The organism is Halocynthiibacter sp. SDUM655004 (assembly GCF_026015885.1).
Taxonomy (GTDB): domain Bacteria; phylum Pseudomonadota; class Alphaproteobacteria; order Rhodobacterales; family Rhodobacteraceae; genus Falsihalocynthiibacter; species Falsihalocynthiibacter halioticoli.
Genome location: NZ_JAPDUG010000001.1, coordinates 1,452,025 through 1,471,922 on the forward strand (window position 1 = coordinate 1,452,025; position 19,898 = coordinate 1,471,922).

Genomic DNA, 19,898 nt, shown 5'->3' on the forward strand with positions numbered 1-19,898 from the left:
GTCCACTTGTGAGAAGGAAAAATAGCGGAGATTTAAAATGCGAGTCCTCTTGGTAGAAGACGATCCAACAACATCAAAAAGCATCGAAATGATGCTGACCCACGCAAACCTGAATGTGTATTGCACCGACCTCGGAGAAGAAGGGGTCGATCTTGCGAAGCTTTATGACTACGACCTGATCCTATTGGATCTGAACTTGCCTGATATGAACGGTCACGAAGTGTTGCGACAGCTGCGCCTCGCACGGATTGATACCCCAATCCTCATCTTGTCTGGCGCGGACGATACCGAAAACAAAATCAAAGGTTTCGGATTTGGCGCGGATGACTACATGACGAAGCCATTCCATCGTGAAGAACTCGTTGCGCGTATCCACGCAATCATCCGCCGTTCCAAGGGACACAGCCAATCCATTATTAAAACTGGGAAAATCTCGGTTAACCTTGACGCCAAAACAGTCGATGTTGACGGGAAAACGGTTCACCTAACTGGTAAAGAATACCAGATGCTTGAATTGTTGTCCTTGCGTAAGGGAACAACCCTAACCAAGGAAATGTTCCTAAATCACCTTTATGGCGGCATGGATGAACCCGAACTCAAAATTATTGACGTGTTTATCTGTAAACTTCGCAAAAAACTCTCCGAGGCGACTGACGGGACCAATTATATCGAGACGGTGTGGGGCCGTGGATATGTACTTCGTGACCCGGAAGAAGCCAGCATGAAGGAGCCACTCGCCGTCGGCGCCTAAAAAACGCATTGCTTTCTCGCTCTCTCCTCTGGACTCTCTGGGGTAGGCCCTTAATTTGAGCTTACTTTCAGAGAGGACCGGATGACGGAAAAAGCTCCACACGACCTGTCGCGCGAAGAAGCGAAAATCGAGCTTCAACGGCTCGCCAAGATACTGGCGAAAGCTAATGTCGACTATCATGGTGAAGACGCTCCTCAGATGAGTGACGCGGACTATGATAGGCTAAAGAAACGTAATCTTGAGATCGAAGAGCGTTTTCCCGACCTCAAACTTGAAAGCAGTCCTACCGAACAAGTCGGCGCCGCACCAAGAGACGGATTCGGAAAAATCAAGCACCGCCAGCGCATGCTTTCTCTTGCCAATGCGTTCTCGGATGAAGATGTTTTTGCCTTTGAAGAGCGTATCCGCAAATTCCTTGGCCTTAATGAGCAGCCTCTAGAGTTTACCGCAGAGCCCAAAATTGACGGCCTGTCTCTTTCGCTTCGCTACGAAAACGGAGAGTTGGTTTATGCCGCCACGCGCGGCGATGGCGAGATCGGGGAAAACGTCACGGAAAACGCCAAGACAATATCGAATATTCCCAAAAACTTAAACGACGCCCCTAAAGTGCTCGAAGTCCGTGGCGAGGTTTACATGAGCCATCGGGATTTCGAAGCGCTCAACAAACAACAAGATAAATTAGGCGAGAAACTGTTCGCCAACCCGCGAAATGCTGCGGCTGGTTCCTTACGACAATTGGATTCCTCGATCACTGCGTCCCGCCCTTTGATGTTCTTCGCTTATGCATGGGGTGAAACATCCGAACCGCTGGCGGTTACTCAGATGGAAGCAATCGAGCGACTAAAGAGTCTGAAATTTGATGTTAATCCATTTACCAAAGTGCTTCGCAATTCTCAGGACCTCATTGATCATTACCGTGTGATCGAGCAGGCGCGCGCCGATCTGGATTATGATATCGATGGCGTGGTTTATAAGGTTAATGATCTCGCGTATCAAAACCGACTGGGGTTTCGTTCAACCACACCGCGTTGGGCCATCGCTCATAAATTCCCTGCTGAACTCGCCTGGACACATCTCGAGAAGATTGAAATCCAAGTTGGAAGAACCGGAGCGTTGTCACCTGTTGCCCGATTAACGCCCGTAACCGTAGGTGGAGTCGTCGTCAGCAATGCGACGCTTCACAACGAAGACTACATCGTCGGACGCGGGAACTCCGGTGAAGAGATCCGCGGCGGCAAAGACCTGCGCGAAGGGGATTGGGTTCAGGTCTATCGTGCCGGCGATGTCATTCCAAAAGTGAGCGATGTTGATCTCGGAAAACGCCCCGAAACTGCTGTCCCATATCAATTCCCAACCGAATGCCCCGATTGCAAATCACCGGCGGTTCGTGAAGAAGGCGATTCTGTAAGGCGCTGCACGGGGGGATTGATTTGCCCCGCCCAAGCCGTTGAAAAACTGAAACATTTCGTCTCGCGTTCTGCGTTCGATATCGAAGGGCTTGGCGCGAAGCAGGTGGAGCAATTCTATAATGACGGTTGGATTTCTTCACCGGCTGACATTTTTACGTTGAAAGAACGCTTCTCAGAAGGACTTCAGCAGCTTCGAAATCGCGAAGGGTGGGGAGAGAAATCTGCCACCAAACTATTCACAGCGATTGACGAGAAACGTGAAATTCCGTTGGGCAAATTGATCTTTGGTTTGGGCATTCGACATATCGGTGAGAACTCCGCAAACCTGATCGCGCGCCACTACAAGAATTGGGACACCTTTTTCGACGCCGTTACCAACGCAAATGTCGGCGACGGAGCAGAATGGGAAGACCTCTTGTCGGTTGACGGGATTGGGCATGTTCTTGCGGAATCACTTATTGAAACATTCAAAAATGAAAAAGAACGGGCTGAGATCGAAAGACTTGTTTCGCTTCTCGATCCGATACCTGTCGAAATTGCAGATACGGGGAATAGCGCCGTGCAAGGCAAGACGATTGTCTTTACGGGATCGCTAGAAAAGATGACCCGATCCGAGGCTAAGGCCAGAGCAGAGTCGCTTGGAGCAAAGGTTTCAGGCAGTGTTTCTGGGAAGACCGACCTTCTTGTTGCTGGCCCTGGAGCGGGCTCAAAGGCAAAAAAAGCGGCAGACCTCGGGATCGAGACAATCAGCGAAGATGACTGGCTAGCTTTGATAGGCGACGCATGAGCTCGCGGCCGGAAGTTCTTTTTCCCTTATTCGCAGACTTGCAGAAGCTCCCCGGCGTGGGACCAAAATCTGCGTCAAACTTCAAGCAATTACAGGTCGAAAAGCCGAAAGACCTCCTGTTCCTGTTGCCGCATTCAGGGATTGATCGATCTTTGCAGGAAACAGTCAAAGATGCGTTGCCCAATCACACCGTCACCGTTGTCGTTGAAACGCTTTCACATCAAGCGCCGCAAAGACGTGGCGGCCCGTATCGCGTTTTCGTGCGTGACAAACATTGCCAATTTCAGTTGGTGTTTTTCCATGCGCACCCAGATTACCTGGAGAAACTGCTTCCGGTCGGTAAGGAGCGGGTGGTTTCAGGAAAGCTGGAAATATTCGACGGATCACCACAGATTTCTCACCCTGACTTGGTGGTTCCCACAGATAAGATCGAAGACATTCCGAAATTTGAACCTGTCTATCCGCTAACGGCAGGGATAACCCAAAAACTTGTTCGCAAAGCGGTTGGCGGAGCAGTCGAGTCCGCTGTGCACCTCGACGAATGGATAGACCCAGGACTTTTGTCTGAACGGGGGTGGCCAAATTGGCTGTCTGCGATTCAAAAGGTTCATGCTCCAGAGTCGCAAGACGACCTTAGTTCAGAGACATTGGATCGCCTTCGACTAGCCTATGATGAATTATTTGCGCATCAGTTAACACTCGCACTCGCCCGTCAGGTTTCAAAAAAGAAAACCGGAATTTCTTCGCGTGGGACCGGAGCATTGTATGAGCAGGTTCTAAGAAATTTCGGTTTTCCGCCAACACAAGCTCAGACACGCGCGATAAAGGAAATCAACGAAGATCTTGCCGCACCTTTGCGGATGAACCGATTATTGCAGGGCGATGTTGGAGCAGGGAAAACCCTTGTGGCATTGGCCGCCATGTTAACGATTGTTGAGGCGGGCGGGCAGGCCGTCATGATGGCCCCGACAGAAATTCTTGCTCGCCAACACGCCGAAGCACTTGGAGAATTGTTAACAGGTATCGACGTTCAAGCGGAATTATTGACCGGACGAGATCGCTCGACTGATCGCAAAAACAAGCTTGATCGTTTGAAATCAGGCGAGATCGACATCTTGGTTGGAACACACGCGGTGTTTCAGGATGATGTGGAATTTTCAGATTTGCGCCTAGCGGTTGTCGACGAACAGCATCGTTTTGGCGTTGCGCAACGCGCGAAACTTGGTGCCAAAGGTGCGAAATCTGATGTGCTTGTCATGACGGCGACGCCGATTCCACGCAGCCTTGCTTTGTCTCAGTACGGAGATTTGGACGTTTCAATTCTTGATGAGAAACCAGCGGGACGGAAGCCAGTTTCGACGGTAATGGTGTCTTCGGGTCGGCTTGATGAGGTAGTCTCGAAGTTGAAAGCCGCCGTCGCGGAGGGGAAACAGTGCTATTGGGTTTGCCCACTCGTTGAGGAAAGCGAAGTGGTTGATATGACTGCGGCGGAAGAGAGGTTTAAACGGTTGCGCGCCGATTTGGGTGAGGATGTTGTCACCTTGGTGCATGGACAAATGCCGCCCGCACAAAAAGATGCTGCGATGGCGGAGTTTGTATCCGGTCAAAAGAAAGTTCTTGTTGCGACAACAGTGATTGAGGTCGGAGTGAATGTTCCTTCGGCAAGTATCATGGTCATTGAGCGGGCGGAAAGCTTTGGATTAGCGCAATTGCACCAGTTGCGTGGCCGTGTTGGACGAGGTGCTGAAAAATCAACTTGTTTGTTAATGTATCAACCGCCGCTTTCGGAAACGGGACGGCGGCGATTGGAAATTTTGCGTGAAACCGAAGATGGGTTCAAGATTGCCGAGGAAGATTTGGCGATCCGCGGAGCAGGGGACATGATCGGTACAGCGCAATCAGGTCTACCGCGTTTTCGTATTGCGAACTTGGAGCGGCAAGCCGGTTTGATGGAAACGGCGCAAAAAGATGCCCGTAACCTGCTTGCAAAAGACCCTACGCTTGAAAGCCCGCGCGGGCGGGCGGCACGCGTTCTTCTTTGGTTAATGGAACAAGATCGCGCAATTGGTTTATTATCAATAGGTTAGCGCAAATCTCTCTTTGGCAGTGCCGTTTTGTTCACAAATGTTCTCAAAAAGTTCTTTACGAAGCGTAAATAATATGAGAACAAAGTGTAAACAAAGATGGGAGAGAAAGATGATTAAGGAAGTTCGCAGCGTTATCTCACGATCATCCGGAACATTGGTTCAGGATTTCATCGGACTTACAGCACTGGTTGTAATTTTGATGGCATCATTGTTCCTGCCCGTTTTTGCCTAGTTGCCCGCCCGAGTGTTTTGGCTTTTGAGTATCTTGTCCCCAAAGTGATACCCCATATGCCACTGCCTGTTGCTGAAATCTGAGAATACCTCTTCCGGATTTATCACAAAACACATCGGGTTTTACTGCCGCCACCTGTCCCGAGGTGGCGGCATTTTTTTATCCGCGATAGGCAAGGCGTAGCCCGCCCCAATGTTCACCATTGATGATGATCGGCGCGGATAGGTCTTTCATAAGAACAAACTCACCACCGCCCATTTCTCTACGATAGACTTGGAGCAGGAATGGTTCAGTGTTTCTTCCGGATTTCAAACCGACGCGGTCGTCAAAGACTCTACGATTTCGGCAGTTCGCCATATTCCAGACAGGGTCAGCAGATTGAGGATGTGAAAACTTCTTATTGTGGGTCGGAAGATATCCGTTCTGATCTACGCAGGCACAGAAGACGACTTTATCTGAGAAGCTGAGTGCTTCTTCCTGAATTGCAGGAAGAATGTTGTCCATGAAATGTGTGAATGGTGCGAGGAGTTGTTGCGGATCGGTGTTCGGGATTGCGCTGTAATTGCGAGAGAACAGTTCTGAATGGCTTATCTCTCCATTGTGCAGCCCTTTCTCAATACGCGCGTTTATTTTCGCTGCTGTCGCCTTAACAAAGTCAATGAACTCCCGGTCGTCGGTTGCGCCACCAAGTTCAGTCGAAAGTTGAACCATGGTTTCGGACCGGTCGATCAGGCCATGTACTCGGCCACGGGTGTCGTGGATCCCATGGGCTGTTTCTTCGATGGTTTGGCCGATGTTTTGAAATCCAGGAATGAAAGCCGCACCTGCGTCGCGCACAGCGCTTGCGTGGGTAGCGATTTTTTCAGCCTGTTGATGCGTTGCTTTGACGGATTCAAATATCCCAGAGAGCGTCGAGTCCGTATTGGCGGCCTCGGCAATGACATCACTTGCTGTGCCCGAAACCTCAGCGGCTTCTGACTTCAGCGCCCCGACGGAACCGGAGAGCGCCGTGATGTTCTCTGATATTTCTTCGGCAGCGCGCGCAGTTTTGCGCGACAACTCGTTTATGGCCTCCGCAACAACAGCGAAGCCACGCCCGGATTCGCCCGCGCGGGCGGCTTCGATCTTGGCGTTGATGGCGAGGATGTTCACCTGACTGGCGATCTGGGCGATTTCGTCGTTGTTTTCCTGCACGGCAGTCAGGGTATTCTCAACCGAGGTCATGCGACGATCAATGTCCTGTACCCAGTGTGCAACCGATTGGGTTTGTTCGTTCGCGATGCGAAGATCTTTCATCGAAGTTTCAACATCGGCGATCATCTGGGAGGTGGAGTTGGAAACGGTTTCCACAGCCGAGCTGACGGCGGTGTTGGCTTCCTGAACGCGCGCGGCGCCGGATCGAACTTGGTTAAGTGCCGCGAGTTGTTCTTTCGACTTTTCGTCAATCTGGTCAAGAAATCCCGCAATATCGACGATTTCAAACCCAAGGCCCGAAGCGCATTCGGCAATCTGGCTGAGCCGCGCGTCTGCGGGCATGGAATCGGTGAAATCTGGCGCAGGTATCATTGGCGGCTCCCTCTCAAGTTGGGCCAGTGTTACCGCCAATTGCTTGCGTAAGTGTTAAGCTGTGTCTTGTGCTTTGGCTGTCTCCGCAGCTTCGAGCGTCGCTTCGAAGGCGAGCAGAATGGAGGCGTGACGGTTTTTGTAGTCCCGTGCGGGCAAAAGCACCTTGAGCTCTTCGAACCTGCCTGTGGGGGCAGGGCCTTCATTCTTCAGCATATCCTTCAGCGCATCGCGGGCCTCGCGCACTTCTGAAACTTTGCTGCCGATCACCGATTGCGCCAACACAGCGGCCGATGCTTGCCCAAGCGCACAGGCTTTAACGTCTTGACCAAAGGCCGTAATCGTATCGCTATTAAGCTTAAGATCGACAGTCACCGTGGAGCCGCAAAGGGGCGCGCGCTTCTTTGCGGTGGCATCAGGGGCATCGAGCCGATCCGTTAGCCCGATATCTGCGGCCAATGCAAGAATACGGGCCGAATAGAGCTTGACCAGATCGGTTTCGGGGCTTGGTGTTGTCATATCCGGTCCTTGCGGTGGCTAGGGCATTTCAGTGGTGTTTATTCGGCGTGTTATGTCTTAGATAAGCGGTGCAGCGAAGCAAGTACAAGGTATGAACCATGAAATTTGATCCCGCGAGCCTGACTTATAACGATCAAGGGCTGATTCCGGCGATTGCACAGGACACATCCGGCGAAGTCTTGATGATGGCGTGGATGAACGCAGAGGCCGTGGCACAGACGCTGGAAACAAAGCGCGTGACCTATTGGTCGCGGTCACGACAGGCCTTTTGGATCAAAGGGGAAACGTCCGGTCATACACAGAAGCTGCTGGATATGCGGGTGGACTGCGACCGTGACTGTTTGTTGCTGGTGATAGAGCAGGAGGGCGCGGCCTGTCATACCATGCGTCGGTCTTGTTTCTATACATCGGTTATTGACGGAACCGAGCGCGAATTGATGAAACCAATCGCCTAGCTCGTATCTTAAAGCCCGACCATGGTGCGAATGTCGGCGGGTGTAGCGCCTTCGGCTCGGTATTTGGCAATGGCGCGGGCGTCGTCGCGTTTGGCGAGGCGTTTACCAGCGTCATCACGAATTAAACGGTGGTGGTGATACTCGGGTGTCGGCAAACCGAGCAAATGTTGCAACAAAACATGGATTTGCGTGGCTTCGGCAAGGTCGGCGCCACGCACGACATGGGTGATTTCTTGTGCCGCGTCATCAAGCACCACAGAAAGGTGATAAGACGTTCCCATATCCCGCCGTGCCAAAACGATGTCGCCAACGGTTTCCGGCAACCTTGCTGTGTCTAGGCGGATTTCCTGCCGAGTTCCGCCACCTGTTTCGTAATAAACGAGTTCACCTTGCTCAAGAAACGTAACGGTTTTCGTCATATCAAGGCGCAGCGCGTCGTTCTCTTTGCGCTCTGAAAATTCACGGCCGCGGCAGGTTCCAGGATAGATCAGTCCATCGGGTCCAAACATCGGAGCGCCTTCCTGTGGAGCGGAGGCGGCCTGCTTAATGTCTTGGCGAGTACAGGAACAGGGGTAGAGCAACCCTAGATCGGCCAGACGGTTCAAACCGTCCTTATACGTGGCGAGATTGTCCGATTGCCGCAAAACGGGCAGGGGCCAGCTTAGACCAAGCCACGCCAGATCGTCGTAAATCTGCTGCTCCCATTCGGGTTTGGCGCGGGACTGGTCAATGTCTTCAATGCGAAGCAGAAAGGTTCCGCCCGCCGCCTGTACCATGTCAAATGCACAAAGTGCCGAGAACGCATGGCCAAGGTGCAGTGGGCCAGTTGGCGAGGGGGCGAAACGGGTTATCATCGCTCTCGCGAGACTGCGCCTTGATGGATCAGGAGCCATGCCAGAATGATAAACATCGGATGGGTCAAGCCGCCAGAAAAGATAAGCGCCGGAATCCAGATTAGGAAGGTCACGATGCCAAGGATCGGACGTCCGGCGATCATGATCGACAGAGGCGGGAGAAGTATGGCGAGGACGTAATTCATGCGTCTTCCGCTTCTTGCTTCGGAGCCGGCGCTTCATTCCCAAGCCAGTCACACCACGCGGTTTTTGCGCGATCTGTATAGGCTTTGTAGCGGTCCTTGCGCCCACGACGGCCAGATTTCAATCCATCAACTGGGCGGAACAGTCCGAAGTTAACGTTCATCGGCTGGAAGGTCTTGGCATCTGCACCGCCGGTGATGTGGTGAACAAGTGCGCCCATGGCCGTATCCTGCGGCAAATCAGGAACTGGTTTTCCAAGGATTTCCGCCGCTGCGAAACGCCCCGCGAGCAGGCCCATGGCCGCGCTCTCTACATATCCTTCGACACCGGTGATTTGTCCCGCGAACCGAATATTCGGCTTTGATTTCAAACGCATTTCGGCATCAAGTAATGTAGGCGAGTTGATAAACGTATTGCGGTGGATACCGCCAAGGCGGGCAAAACTCGCCTCTTCAAGTCCGGGGATCATCCGAAGAACTTCGGTCTGCGCTCCGTATTTCATCTTGGTCTGGAAGCCGACAATATTAAGCAGCGTGCCAAGCGCATTGTCACGGCGCAGTTGCACCACAGCATAGGGCTTGTTCTCTGGATCATGAGCATTGGTCAGGCCCACGGGTTTCATGGGGCCAAATCGCAATGTATCGCGGCCACGCTCGGCCATCACTTCAATCGGCAAGCAGCCATCAAAATAGCCAGCTGTTTCGCCCTCGTGAAACTCTTTTTTATCCGCAGCCAAAAGCGCGTCGATGAAGGCGTCATACTGCTCCTTGGACATCGGACAGTTGAGATAGGCCGTGCGCTCTTCTTCGGTTTCACCTTTGTCATACCGGCTCTGGAACCAAGCGACATCCATGTTGATGCTCTCGGTATAGACAATCGGGGCGATGGCGTCGAAAAATGCTAGCGCATCTGCACCGGTTTCGGCTTGAATAGCTTTACCCAATCCTTGCGACGTCAGCGGACCAGTGGCGATAATCCAATGACCATCGCTCGGCAGTTCAGTGATTTCGCCAGCTTCAACGCTCACGCGCGGATGGGCGTGGAGCGCATCGGTTACAGATTGCGCAAACGGATCACGATCAACAGCCAGAGCGCCGCCCGCAGGGAGCTTGTGCTTGTCTGCCATTCCCATAATGAGCCCGTTTGCCTTGCGCATTTCCCAATGCAACAGGCCAACCGCGTTCTGCTCATCGTCATCCGAACGGAAGGAATTAGAGCACACCATTTCCGCAAGATTGCCTGTACGGTGCGCGAAGGTTTCGACCTTGGGGCGCATTTCGTGAATGACCACGTCAACGCCAGCCTCTGCGGCTTGCCATGCGGCCTCTGATCCGGCCATTCCGCCGCCGATGATATGAAGTTTTTCTGTCATGAGTGGCATGTAGCCCCGATGCGGTAAAATGAAAAGGGGGAAGGATTGGCGAAAGACGTCAAAACACCCACGAAAAAGCCCCCGTCAACTTGTGGTCAACGGGGGCTTTTGATTTATTTTCCTGCGTTTAGCGGATCATTCTTCGGCGCTGTCGCCTTCTGGCGCGGCGTCCGAAATCACCTCGGCGTCAATAACATCGTCTTCTTGGCTTTCAGCAATCCATGCAACCGAAACAACAGTTTCGCCTTTGCCAGTATCAAAGACCTTCACGCCACCAGCCGAACGCGACCGGAAGGAAATGCCTTCGATTGGGCAACGGATGGATTGGCCTGTGGAGGTGGCGAGCATGATCTGATCGCCCATATCCACGGGGAAGCTCGCAACTAGTGCGCCGCCGCGTGAACCCGCAGAAATCGCCTTCACACCCTGACCACCACGGCCACGGACCGGATAATCATGCGAGGAAGAGAGCTTACCCAGACCAGATTGCGTGATCGTCAGGATGAGATCCTGCGCGTCGCGCATCTCCAGATACCGCTCATCAGTGAGGATGCCTTCGCCTTCTTCTTCATCACCGTCGTTGACGTCATCAAGTGCTTCATCTTCGGCACCCAATTCAGCACGGTAACGTTTGATAAAGGCAGTGCGCTCCCACGGCTCGGCCTCGAAGTGGCGGATAACAGACATCGAGACGACCTTTTCGCCATCCTTCAGCTTCACACCGCGTACACCTGTGGAGGCGCGGCTTTGGAAGACACGAACTTCTGTCGTCGGGAAGCGGATTGCGCGGCCAGAGTTGGTCACGAGCATCACATCCTCATCCTCGGAACAAATCCGTGCGTTGACGAGCGACGCCTCGGCAAAATCATCCTCGAACTTCATGGCGATCTTGCCGTTGCTCTTTACATTGGTGAAATCCGAAAGCGCGTTGCGCCGCACGGTACCTTTGGACGTGGCAAACATGATCTGAAGGTTGCCCCAGTCCTCTTCGGGTGCATCCACCGGCATTATCGCCGCGATGGAAACGCCTGTCGGGATTGGCAGGATATTGACGATCGCCTTGCCTTTGCTGGTGCGGCCACCTTGGGGTAGGCGCCACGTTTTGAGCTTGTAGGCCATACCATCTGTCGTAAAGAACAGAAGTTGCGTATGCGTGTTGGCCACAAAGAGGTTGGTGACAACATCCTCTTCCTTGGTCTGCATGCCCGACAACCCCTTGCCGCCACGGCGCTGCGCGCGGAAATCGGCGAGCGGTGTACGTTTGATATAGCCGCCGGAGGTGATTGTCACGACCATGTCTTCCTGTTCGATCAGGTCCTCGTCGTCCATATCACCGGACCAATCCACGATCTCTGTGCGGCGCGGAACGGCGAATTGCTCTTTGACCTCACGAAGCTCATCGGAAATGATCGCCATGATCCGTTCACGGCTTCCAAGAATATCCAAATATTCCCGTATCTTACCTGCCAACTCTTGAAGTTCGTCGGTGACTTCTTTCACACCCATCGCTGTCAGGCGCTGAAGGCGCAATTCAAGGATAGCGCGGGCCTGTGTTTCCGACAGGTTATACGTGCCGTCATCATTGGCACGGTGGGTTGGGTCATCAATAAGCGCGATATACTCAAGGATGTCCTTCGCAGGCCAACGACGCGTCATCAGCTTCTCACGCGCTTCAGCAGGATCAGCAGAGCCACGGATGGTCGCCACGATCTCGTCCACGTTCGAAACTGCAACGGCAAGGCCACACAACACATGGCTGCGCTCGCGTGCTTTGCGCAATTCAAACGCGGTACGACGTGCAACAACTTCCTCGCGGAAATCGAGGAAGCACGTCAGGAACCGGCGCAGCGTGAGTGTTTCTGGGCGTCCACCGTTTAGCGCAAGCATGTTACAGCCAAAATAGGTCTGTGTCGGTGTGAAGCGGAACAGCTGGTTCAGAACCACTTCCGGCGTTGCATCACGTTTGAGTTCCACAACAACGCGGACACCATTACGGTCGCTTTCATCCTGAACGTGGGTGACACCCTCGATCTTCTTCTCGCGGACCTGCTCGGCGATTTTCATAATCATCGCCGCCTTGTTTACCTGATAAGGAATCTCATCAATAACAATGGCGTAGCGGTCTTTCCTAATCTCTTCAACGCGGGTTTTTGCCCGCACGATGACCGAACCGCGCCCTTCAAGATAGGCTTTGCGCGCACCGGAACGGCCAAGCATAATACCGCCCGTTGGGAAGTCAGGACCGGGGACGTATTCGATCAACTGCTCGCTGGTTAGATCAGGATCTTCGATCAGCGCAAGAGTTGCGTCTATGACCTCGCCAAGGTTGTGCGGCGGGATATTGGTTGCCATACCAACAGCAATACCGCCTGCGCCATTGACGAGCATATTGGGGAACCGGCTCGGAAGAACGCTCGGTTCCTTATCCTTGCCATCATAGTTGTCTTGGAAATCGACAGTATCCTTGTCGATATCGGCCAGCACAAACCCAGCAGGCTTGTCCATCCGAACTTCGGTATATCGCATGGCAGCAGGGTTATCGCCATCCATCGAACCAAAGTTGCCCTGACCGTCCAGAAGCGGCAGCGACATCGAGAAATCCTGCGCCATCCGTACGAGCGCATCATAAATCGCGCTATCGCCGTGGGGGTGGTATTTACCCATCACATCGCCAACAGGGCGGGCCGATTTACGGTAGGCTTTGTCGTGGGTGTTTCCGGTCTCGTACATCGCATAAAGGATGCGTCGATGCACCGGTTTCAACCCGTCTCGAAGGTCCGGAATCGCGCGGCTCACGATCACGCTCATGGCGTAATCGAGATAGGAGGTTTTCATCTCCTCTGCGATTGAAATTGACGGCCCGTCGTACTGAGGTCGTTCGGGCAGGTTTTCTTCTTCGTTTTCGGGGGTTTCTGGCGTGTCGTTCACGTAATGATACCGCTCGTTTTAGTGTACCCAAGATCTTGTTAGCGCGAGTATACACGCCCCATGATCTTGGGTGCAATGGCTGTGCGGTTTTTTATCCGGTTTTAGTCCGGTTTTTCACGCCAAATCCAAACGCCGTGGTCACTCGCCAGAAGAACGTTGCAGCATACCAAAGAGATCACGTGGATCATCCGGGTCTGCGAGCATGTCAAGCTGCTCCATGAATGGCGTACCTTTGATGCGGTCGCGAACAAAACGCAGCGCCGAGAAATCCTCAATGGCAAAGCCCACACCATCAAACAACGTGATCTGGCTTTCCGATGTACGGCCTTGCTTGCGGCCGGCGATCACTTCCCAGACTTCCTCGACGGGGTAATCATCGGGCAGGGCCTGAATTTCACCTTCGATACGGGTTTGCGGCGGGTATTCCACAAAGATATCCGATCGTTTCAGGATATCGACATGCAACTCGGTCTTTCCGGGGCAGTCGCCACCAATCGCGTTGATGTGCACACCCGCGCCAACCATATTGTCGCTCAAGATCGTGGCGCATTGCTTGTCGGCCGTGCAGGTGGTGAGGATTTGTGCGCCCTCGATAGCATCTTGCGCTGTGGTGCAAGATACGACCTCAAGCCCCTGACCCTCAAGGTTTTTTGCGGCTTTGGCGGTGGCTGCGGGGTCAATATCATAGAGTTTCACGCGGCGAATTCCGCAGAGCTTCTTCATGGCAAGACACTGGAACTCGCTCTGCGCGCCGTTCCCGATAACTGCCATTGTATGGCTTCCCTTTGGCATCAGGTTCTTGGCCACAAGCGCGGAGGTTGCCGCTGTGCGCAAGGCTGTCAGCATCGTCATTTCAGAAAGCAAAACCGGATACCCTGTATCCACCTGCGCCAGAAGGCCAAACGCGGTCACGGTTTGAAGGCCTTCACGGGTGTTTTTCGGGTGACCGTTGACGTATTTGAAGCCGTAAACCTCGCCATTGCTGGTTGGCATAAGCTCAATCACACCTTCGGCAGAGTGGCTTGCCACCCGAGGGGTCTTGTCGAAGGCTTCCCAATTGCGGAAATCCTCTTCGAGATAGGCGGCAATCCCTTCGATAAAGCTTTCGACTCCGATGGATTGGACCAATCGCATCATGTTTTGAACAGACACGAATGGGACGAATGCCAGATCGGATGGCGCCGGTGCGTCTGTTGTCATGATTGATCCTTTACCCATGTTTTCAATTGTTTGCGCTACTTTATTCATCTTCTGTCCTCAAATCCGAACTGTGTCACGGTCGAACACGCGCCGACCAAAGAGCGAGGCCGTAAGGTCCACCATGACTTCTGCAGTGCGGCCACGGTCATCCAGAAACGGGTTCAACTCGACCAAATCGAGTGACGTCATGAGGCCGCTGTCGCAGATCATTTCCATGGCAAGATGCGCTTCGCGGATTGTCGCTCCACCAGGAACAGTTGTGCCAACGGCGGGGGCAATCGAAGGGTCAAGGAAGTCCACATCAAGCGAGACATGTAGAAGCCCGTTCATCGCCGCCACTTTGCGCAGGAAATCCCCGAGCGGCTTTGCGATACCGTGCTCATCAATATAACGCATATCGATGGCTTTCGGGCCATGCTCGGCCACGGCTTTGCGCTCCTCAGGGTCAACCGAGCGCAGGCCGATATAGCAGATATGCGCGCCGGGAACTTTCGGCATAGGCGCAAACCCTTCGAATCCATCCAGCCCCATCGCATAAGCCACAGGTGTTCCGTGGAGGTTCCCAGTTGTGGTGGTGTTGAGCGTGTGAATATCGGTGTGCGCATCGAGCCAGAGTAGAAAGAGCGGGCGGCCAACTTCTTGTGCATAATCCGCTATGCCTGCAACGCTTCCGAGCGAAATGGCGTGATCGCCGCCAAGGAACACTGGGGTACCTTTCTTAACCGCGGCATGCCCAGCCTCGCGGATGGCCGCGCTCCAGCCAATCGTTTCGGTAAGCCCATGCACGGCGGGGTTGCTGCTTAAAACTTCCGGTCCAGTTTGCGGGGTAAGGTTACCCCAATCCTCAACCTCGTGGCCGAGGTCCTTCAGCGCAAGATCAAGCCCAGCCACACGAAACGCGTCTGGCCCCATTACGCAACCACGTCGGGCCTTGCCGCAATCCACAGGCGCACCGATCAGATGGCAAGTTTGCTTTTCCATTGAGTATTCCCAAGACAATTAGTGTTTTGTCGAAAGTACCACCAAAACGAGTCGCGTTTACCATGAGATTCGGATAATTTGAGAGGTAGTTTTGCATTATGGAACCACATTATGGACGAAACGGACAAAAAACTCATTGGCGCACTTCGTCAAAACGCACGACGTGGTCTATCCGATTTGGCGCATGACTTGGGGGTCTCGCGAACCACCGTTCGATCGCGGCTTGAGCGGTTGGTAGAGAGCGGAGAGATCGTCGGTTTCACCGTACGCCTACGTCAGGACGTGGAAACTGATGCCGTGCGTGGCCTAATGATGCTGGCGATTGAGGGGCGGGGAACTGATCGGATTTTGCATCGGTTGCTCGGGCTCACGGCAGTTCGCGAGGTTCACTCCACCAATGGGAAATGGGATTTGATCGTAGAGATCGGCACCGATAGCCTTGCTTCGCTCGATACGATCCTAGCCGATATTCGCCGGATTGATGGCGTTCAGAACAGCGAAACGAACCTGCTGCTTAAATCGCGCCGCACGCGCAGCTTGAAGTAACTATCCGCGCAACCAAGCAGCAAACCAGACACCAGCCAATACCAACGAGGCGATGCCGTTCCAGCTCGCCATTGAAAGGCCAAGGAACTCCCACGCGACCTCGTCACACCGCACCAGAGGGGCGTTCATGATCTGGTCCATGAGTTGTTCAGGCGAGAGCTCTGCTATTGCGCCGGAGGTGCATGTAGACGGGCCTTCCCACCACGCACGCTCAACACCTGTGTGAAATAGCGCAATGCCCGCTGTGGTTAGGGCCGACAGACCACCAAGCAGCGCAAGAATGCGTGGACCACCCGAAAGGGCCAGAACACCAAGCACAATTGCGATTACATGCGGATACCGCTGCCAGAGGCACATGGGGCAGGGCGCAAGCCCGCCGATGTACTGGAAACCGAGCGCCCCAATCATCAGAGCCGCAGAGCCAAGCGTGGCAATCAAAAGCAAGAGGCGTGTCATTTACATAACCTTTACCGCATAGAATCCGCCAAAGAGGAGCACGCAAAAGACGATAAATACAAGCCCCAATCGCCGCTCTATAAAGTCGCGGATTGGCTCGCCGAATGCACGCAAAAGAGCCGCCACAATAAAGAAACGCAGGCCCCGCGCGATAATCGAGGCAACGATAAACACAGGGAATGACAGCCCCGTTGTTCCTGACAATATCGTGATAACCTTGAACGGGAATGGAGTTACCCCGGCGATCAGCACCGCCCATGCGCCATATTCGTTATAGCGCGTGGCGAATTCACCGAAATAGGCGTCTTTGCCATAAAATTCCAAAACAGGCCGTCCGACTGAGTCAAACAATGCCGCGCCGATGTAATACCCAAGCAACGCGCCAAGCACAGAACCGACGAGCGCGACACTGGCAATGATCCACGCCCGCTTTGGCGCGGCGATAATCATCGGGATCATCAAGACGTCTGGCGGGATCGGAAATACAGAGCTTTCAAAAAACGCGACAATACCAAGCGCAAGCAGGGCGTAACGGCTTTGAGCCAGTCCCATTGTCCAGTCGTAAAGGGATCGTAACATGCGCGCCTCTTGGTTTTGTTTTTTGCCTGTTTAGCCGGATGTATCCGATCCAACCCGTTTGTGGAAGCCTGAGAATGCCCAACAAACAGTCGCATTTGAAATACAAGAGTTGCGCGAGTGGGGCATTAACAGGTAAAGCCGCAAAAACTCACGTTGACTGCTCCCAGATTGCGCCATGACTCCAACGCCTGAAGATTGTCCAAAACTGCTGCGCCGTGCTGTAAAAAGCTGGGCTGTTGTTGTGGGCTGTGGCTTGGTATTGGCGGCTCTTATCACGGTTCTTTCTGTTGCAGGACGTGCGCTCGCGCCGCTTGGGCTTCATGCGATTTCCGGTGATTTCGAATTGATTGAGCTTGCAACGGGCATTGCGGTGTTTGGTTTCCTTGGGTTTGCCCATATGGAAGGAAAGCACGTAAGTGTTGGTGTTCTGGTTGACCGATTTCCACCACGAACGCGCGCCTTACTCGGTGGTGTATCCGAAATCCTCATGGCAATTGTTGCGGGCATTTTACTCTGGCGGCTGTACCTTGGTTTCGCCGAAAAGTTCCCCTACGGGCCGGAGGGGCTTCGCTCTGTTCTTGCGATGGGAAGCAAACCGTTTTTCGCCGAAACGACCTATGAACTTCAGATCGAAATCTGGATACCTTACGCGCTTTGTCTGGTCGGTGCGGCGCTGTTTTTCGCTGTAGCGATGGTGCGGGCCATTCAATCCCTAAAAAGAGGTGACGCATGACCGGCGTTGAAATTGCGCTCATCGGCTTTGCGCTCATGCTGATTGCGATTTTTTTGCGGGTGCCGATTGCCGTGGCTATGGGGATCACGGGATTTGTAGGCATCTGGGTCATGCGCGGAAGTGCAGCTGCGCCGCTTAGCCAATTGAAAACACTGGGGTTTGATACATTCTCCAGCTACTCGCTTTCTATCGTTCCCATGTTCCTTTTGATGGGGCAATTCGCAACCAAATCCGGCATGAGCCGCGCCTTGTTTCAGGCCGCAGCGGATTGGCTTGGGCATCGGCGCGGCGGTATTGCTATGGCAACCGTCGGGGCCTGTGCAGGGTTCGGTGCAATATGCGGAAGTTCACTCGCAACCGCCAGTACCATGGGGCAGGTGGCCTTGCCCGAGATGCGGCGCGCCGGATACTCTGATCGCCTTGCAACCGGTGTATTGGCGGCGGGCGGCACACTTGGCATTCTAATCCCGCCCTCGGTGATCCTTGTGATCTATGCGATCCTGGCCGAACAAAACATCGCCAAGATGTTTAGCGCCGCAATCGTTCCCGGTATTCTGGCGGCACTCGGCTATATGATAACGGTGCGCGTCATGGCGGGGTTTGATCCGGCCCATGTTGAATACGAGCGCGCGCCAATATCCGCACGCTTGCGCTCGCTCGTTGGGATTTGGCCTGTCATCGCCATTTTTGCCCTAGTGATGGGCGGCATTGCGGCGGATTGGAACTGGAGCAAGGAGGGGGTGCAGGCACTATTTACGCCAACCGAAGGCGCGGCCGTGGGGATGATCTTGACGGGTCTCTATGGAGCACTTCGCGGCGATCTGACCCGCGCTGGATTTGTCGATAGCTTGCTCGAAGCGGCCTCTGCTACTGCGATGATCTTCCTGATTTTGCTGGGCGCACAACTTTTCAACTCTTTCCTCGCCTTTACCCAAGCGCCACAAATGCTGGCACAATGGATTGCAGCAAACAGCGTCGCGCCTCTTGCGGTTCTTTTGGCGATGTTATTGTTCTACCTCATATTTGGCTGCGTCATGGACTCGCTGTCTATGATCCTGCTGACGATCCCGATATTCTTCCCGATCATCGAAACACTCGATTTCGGCCTCGGCGCAGAGGGAACCGCGATCTGGTTCGGTATCCTTGCGCTTATCACTGTCGAGGTCGGACTAATTACGCCGCCAGTTGGGTTGAACCTGTTTATTATCAACGGACTGTCGAAGGATACTGCCATCGGCGAAACCTACCGCGGCGTGCTTCCCTTTATCGCAACAGATATCCTGCGTGTGGCACTGATCTTGCTCGTTCCCAGCCTTGCACTGTGGTTGGTTTAAGGCCCATCGGGCACCCAAGAAAAGAAAATTCCATCATTTTGCGTTTTTGACCTTTTCCCCGCCAAAATCTCGCGCTACATCCCTTTCCGTGGCCCGAGTGGCGGAATGGTAGACGCAGGGGATTCAAAATCCCCCGCCTTCACGGGCGTGAGAGTTCGAGTCTCTCCTCGGGCACCACAATCAGATATCAAACTTGACGGTTGAGTAGGTTGGGTCGGCTTTACGCCAACCCAGGCAATACCGCTTTCAGGCCGTCCACGATCATCTCCACCGCAATTGCCAAGAGGATCATACCCATAAGCCGTGTCATGATAACACGCATGGTGCTGGTCAGTGCTTTGCCAAAGAACGATGCGAAGTAGAGAACTATAAACAGCATCAAAAGGATAACGCCAACGACTCCGGCCAACGTCAGCAATTCAATGCGGTCTGTGGTGTTGCCGGCATAGATGATCAGCGTCGCAATGGTGCCGGGGCCGACGATGATAGGGAATGTGGTGGGATAGAACGCAAGTCCTGACAAGTCTGTCTGCTGTTGCTTTTCCTCTCCGGTCCCGTGATGAGAGGCAATATTCCCGCCGTTCAGCATCGTCCATGCGATATGAGCAAGGACAGCACCACCAGCAATTCGAAACTGATCTACGTTAATGCCGAAAAATCCGATGATTTGTTGGCCCATAACCAAGATCACACCGCACATAATGGCGGAAAAAAGCGTAATCTTCACCGCCAGTGTACGTTGCTGCGCCACCGAGAGGTCAGACGTAAGCGCCATGAATATTGGCAAGTTCACAAATGGGTTCATGATCGCGAAGAACGCGCCGAAAGCTTTGATGAGTTCGCTATGATCCACATTCGCCCCTTTTCACTGCCAACTATTACTTACTGGTAACGGTAAACCAAAGGATTTCAATAAGAAACGGTTTGTT

Annotated in this window: 19 protein-coding genes and 1 tRNA gene; 9 read left to right on the top strand and 11 right to left on the bottom strand. The window is 53.5% G+C overall.

Annotated elements, in window-relative coordinates; genetic code table 11:
• Window positions 1–37: 37 nt before the first annotated feature.
• From ctrA to N9C89_RS07125, 4 genes are all read left to right on the top strand, one after another.
• Window positions 38–751 carry a response regulator transcription factor CtrA gene (gene ctrA, locus N9C89_RS07110; RefSeq protein ID WP_263953135.1) on the top strand — a complete coding sequence of 238 codons (714 nt, stop codon included), beginning with the start codon at window positions 38–40 and terminating at the stop codon, window positions 749–751.
• 81 nt (window positions 752–832) lie between these two features.
• The gene (gene ligA / locus N9C89_RS07115) at window positions 833–2,947 is read left to right on the top strand and encodes an NAD-dependent DNA ligase LigA (RefSeq protein WP_263953136.1); all 2,115 of its coding nucleotides are present in this window, start codon (window positions 833–835) and stop codon (window positions 2,945–2,947) included.
• Window positions 2,944–5,034, top strand: coding sequence for an ATP-dependent DNA helicase RecG (recG, locus tag N9C89_RS07120; RefSeq protein WP_263953137.1), 2,091 nt, complete (start codon window positions 2,944–2,946; stop codon window positions 5,032–5,034). Before ligA ends, recG begins: the two co-directional genes overlap by 4 nt.
• 109 nt (window positions 5,035–5,143) lie before the next feature.
• Window positions 5,144–5,266, top strand: coding sequence for a hypothetical protein (locus N9C89_RS07125; protein WP_263953138.1), 123 nt, complete (start codon window positions 5,144–5,146; stop codon window positions 5,264–5,266).
• A gap of 159 nt (window positions 5,267–5,425) precedes the next feature.
• On the opposite strand, the gene N9C89_RS07130 is transcribed toward N9C89_RS07125, so the two are convergent.
• Both N9C89_RS07130 and N9C89_RS07135 read right to left on the bottom strand, forming a co-directional pair.
• The gene (locus N9C89_RS07130; protein ID WP_263953139.1) at window positions 5,426–6,832 is read right to left on the bottom strand and encodes a methyl-accepting chemotaxis protein; all 1,407 of its coding nucleotides are present in this window, start codon (window positions 6,830–6,832) and stop codon (window positions 5,426–5,428) included.
• A gap of 54 nt (window positions 6,833–6,886) precedes the next feature.
• Window positions 6,887–7,348, bottom strand: coding sequence for an iron-sulfur cluster assembly scaffold protein (locus N9C89_RS07135; RefSeq protein ID WP_263953140.1), 462 nt, complete (start codon window positions 7,346–7,348; stop codon window positions 6,887–6,889).
• 98 nt (window positions 7,349–7,446) lie between these two features.
• Between N9C89_RS07135 and hisI the strand changes: the two genes are divergently transcribed.
• Window positions 7,447–7,803 (top strand): phosphoribosyl-AMP cyclohydrolase, encoded by a 357-nt coding sequence (hisI, locus tag N9C89_RS07140; protein ID WP_263953141.1) that lies wholly within the window; start codon window positions 7,447–7,449, stop codon window positions 7,801–7,803.
• A gap of 8 nt (window positions 7,804–7,811) precedes the next feature.
• Here hisI and gluQRS read toward each other — a convergent pair whose 3' ends face one another.
• The 6 genes from gluQRS to rocF all read right to left on the bottom strand — a co-directional run bounded on the left by gluQRS (window position 7,812) and on the right by rocF (window position 15,321).
• Window positions 7,812–8,657 carry a tRNA glutamyl-Q(34) synthetase GluQRS gene (gluQRS, locus tag N9C89_RS07145; RefSeq protein ID WP_263953142.1) on the bottom strand — a complete coding sequence of 282 codons (846 nt, stop codon included), beginning with the start codon at window positions 8,655–8,657 and terminating at the stop codon, window positions 7,812–7,814.
• Window positions 8,654–8,842 carry a hypothetical protein gene (locus N9C89_RS07150; RefSeq protein ID WP_263953143.1) on the bottom strand — a complete coding sequence of 63 codons (189 nt, stop codon included), beginning with the start codon at window positions 8,840–8,842 and terminating at the stop codon, window positions 8,654–8,656. The genes gluQRS and N9C89_RS07150 overlap by 4 nt, the downstream gene beginning before the upstream one ends.
• Window positions 8,839–10,212 carry a methylenetetrahydrofolate--tRNA-(uracil(54)-C(5))-methyltransferase (FADH(2)-oxidizing) TrmFO gene (gene trmFO, locus N9C89_RS07155; RefSeq protein WP_263953144.1) on the bottom strand — a complete coding sequence of 458 codons (1,374 nt, stop codon included), beginning with the start codon at window positions 10,210–10,212 and terminating at the stop codon, window positions 8,839–8,841. The genes N9C89_RS07150 and trmFO overlap by 4 nt, the downstream gene beginning before the upstream one ends.
• A gap of 135 nt (window positions 10,213–10,347) precedes the next feature.
• On the bottom strand, window positions 10,348–13,140 hold the full coding sequence (gene gyrA / locus N9C89_RS07160) for a DNA gyrase subunit A (protein ID WP_263953145.1): 2,793 nt from the start codon (window positions 13,138–13,140) through the stop codon (window positions 10,348–10,350).
• Window positions 13,141–13,278: 138 nt separating this feature from the next.
• The gene (locus N9C89_RS07165; protein WP_263953301.1) at window positions 13,279–14,340 is read right to left on the bottom strand and encodes an ornithine cyclodeaminase; all 1,062 of its coding nucleotides are present in this window, start codon (window positions 14,338–14,340) and stop codon (window positions 13,279–13,281) included.
• 57 nt (window positions 14,341–14,397) lie between these two features.
• Window positions 14,398–15,321, bottom strand: a complete 924-nt coding sequence (rocF, locus tag N9C89_RS07170) for an arginase (protein WP_263953146.1) — start codon at window positions 15,319–15,321, stop codon at window positions 14,398–14,400.
• 111 nt (window positions 15,322–15,432) lie between these two features.
• Between rocF and N9C89_RS07175 the strand changes: the two genes are divergently transcribed.
• Window positions 15,433–15,867 (top strand): Lrp/AsnC family transcriptional regulator, encoded by a 435-nt coding sequence (locus tag N9C89_RS07175; RefSeq protein WP_263953147.1) that lies wholly within the window; start codon window positions 15,433–15,435, stop codon window positions 15,865–15,867.
• Here the strand turns inward: N9C89_RS07175 and N9C89_RS07180 are convergent, their stop codons facing one another.
• The gene (locus N9C89_RS07180) at window positions 15,868–16,323 is read right to left on the bottom strand and encodes a disulfide bond formation protein B (RefSeq protein WP_263953148.1); all 456 of its coding nucleotides are present in this window, start codon (window positions 16,321–16,323) and stop codon (window positions 15,868–15,870) included.
• Entirely contained in the window at window positions 16,324–16,902 is a 579-nt protein-coding gene (locus N9C89_RS07185) for a YqaA family protein (RefSeq protein ID WP_263953149.1), read from the bottom strand.
• A gap of 175 nt (window positions 16,903–17,077) precedes the next feature.
• Here N9C89_RS07185 and N9C89_RS07190 point away from each other — a divergent pair, with 175 nt between their 5' ends.
• From N9C89_RS07190 to N9C89_RS07200, 3 genes are all read left to right on the top strand, one after another.
• A complete protein-coding gene (locus N9C89_RS07190) occupies window positions 17,078–17,635 on the top strand; it encodes a TRAP transporter small permease (RefSeq protein WP_263953150.1) in 558 nt (185 codons plus the stop codon).
• Entirely contained in the window at window positions 17,632–18,969 is a 1,338-nt protein-coding gene (locus N9C89_RS07195; RefSeq protein ID WP_263953151.1) for a TRAP transporter large permease, read from the top strand. The genes N9C89_RS07190 and N9C89_RS07195 overlap by 4 nt, the downstream gene beginning before the upstream one ends.
• Before the next feature lie 91 nt (window positions 18,970–19,060).
• Window positions 19,061–19,146, top strand: a tRNA-Leu gene (locus tag N9C89_RS07200).
• A gap of 43 nt (window positions 19,147–19,189) precedes the next feature.
• Here N9C89_RS07200 and N9C89_RS07205 read toward each other — a convergent pair.
• Window positions 19,190–19,822: a MarC family protein gene (locus tag N9C89_RS07205; RefSeq protein WP_263953152.1), complete on the bottom strand. Its 633-nt coding sequence runs from the start codon at window positions 19,820–19,822 to the stop codon at window positions 19,190–19,192.
• Window positions 19,823–19,898 lie beyond the last annotated feature (76 nt).

Bases quoted from the DNA above. Each gene is read 5' to 3' on its own strand.
- ctrA (WP_263953135.1), top strand. From the start codon at position 38: ATGCGAGTCCTCTTGGTAGAAGACGATCCAACAACATCAAAAAGCATC.
- ligA (WP_263953136.1), top strand. From the start codon at position 833: ATGACGGAAAAAGCTCCACACGACCTGTCGCGCGAAGAAGCGAAAATC.
- recG (WP_263953137.1), top strand. From the start codon at position 2,944: ATGAGCTCGCGGCCGGAAGTTCTTTTTCCCTTATTCGCAGACTTGCAG.
- N9C89_RS07125 (WP_263953138.1), top strand. From the start codon at position 5,144: ATGATTAAGGAAGTTCGCAGCGTTATCTCACGATCATCCGGAACATTG.
- N9C89_RS07130 (WP_263953139.1), bottom strand. From the start codon at position 6,832: ATGATACCTGCGCCAGATTTCACCGATTCCATGCCCGCAGACGCGCGG.
- N9C89_RS07135 (WP_263953140.1), bottom strand. From the start codon at position 7,348: ATGACAACACCAAGCCCCGAAACCGATCTGGTCAAGCTCTATTCGGCC.
- hisI (WP_263953141.1), top strand. From the start codon at position 7,447: ATGAAATTTGATCCCGCGAGCCTGACTTATAACGATCAAGGGCTGATT.
- gluQRS (WP_263953142.1), bottom strand. From the start codon at position 8,657: ATGATAACCCGTTTCGCCCCCTCGCCAACTGGCCCACTGCACCTTGGC.
- N9C89_RS07150 (WP_263953143.1), bottom strand. From the start codon at position 8,842: ATGAATTACGTCCTCGCCATACTTCTCCCGCCTCTGTCGATCATGATC.
- trmFO (WP_263953144.1), bottom strand. From the start codon at position 10,212: ATGACAGAAAAACTTCATATCATCGGCGGCGGAATGGCCGGATCAGAG.
- N9C89_RS07165 (WP_263953301.1), bottom strand. From the start codon at position 14,340: ATGACAACAGACGCACCGGCGCCATCCGATCTGGCATTCGTCCCATTC.
- rocF (WP_263953146.1), bottom strand. From the start codon at position 15,321: ATGGAAAAGCAAACTTGCCATCTGATCGGTGCGCCTGTGGATTGCGGC.
- N9C89_RS07175 (WP_263953147.1), top strand. From the start codon at position 15,433: ATGGACGAAACGGACAAAAAACTCATTGGCGCACTTCGTCAAAACGCA.
- N9C89_RS07180 (WP_263953148.1), bottom strand. From the start codon at position 16,323: ATGACACGCCTCTTGCTTTTGATTGCCACGCTTGGCTCTGCGGCTCTG.
- N9C89_RS07185 (WP_263953149.1), bottom strand. From the start codon at position 16,902: ATGTTACGATCCCTTTACGACTGGACAATGGGACTGGCTCAAAGCCGT.
- N9C89_RS07190 (WP_263953150.1), top strand. From the start codon at position 17,078: ATGACTCCAACGCCTGAAGATTGTCCAAAACTGCTGCGCCGTGCTGTA.
- N9C89_RS07195 (WP_263953151.1), top strand. From the start codon at position 17,632: ATGACCGGCGTTGAAATTGCGCTCATCGGCTTTGCGCTCATGCTGATT.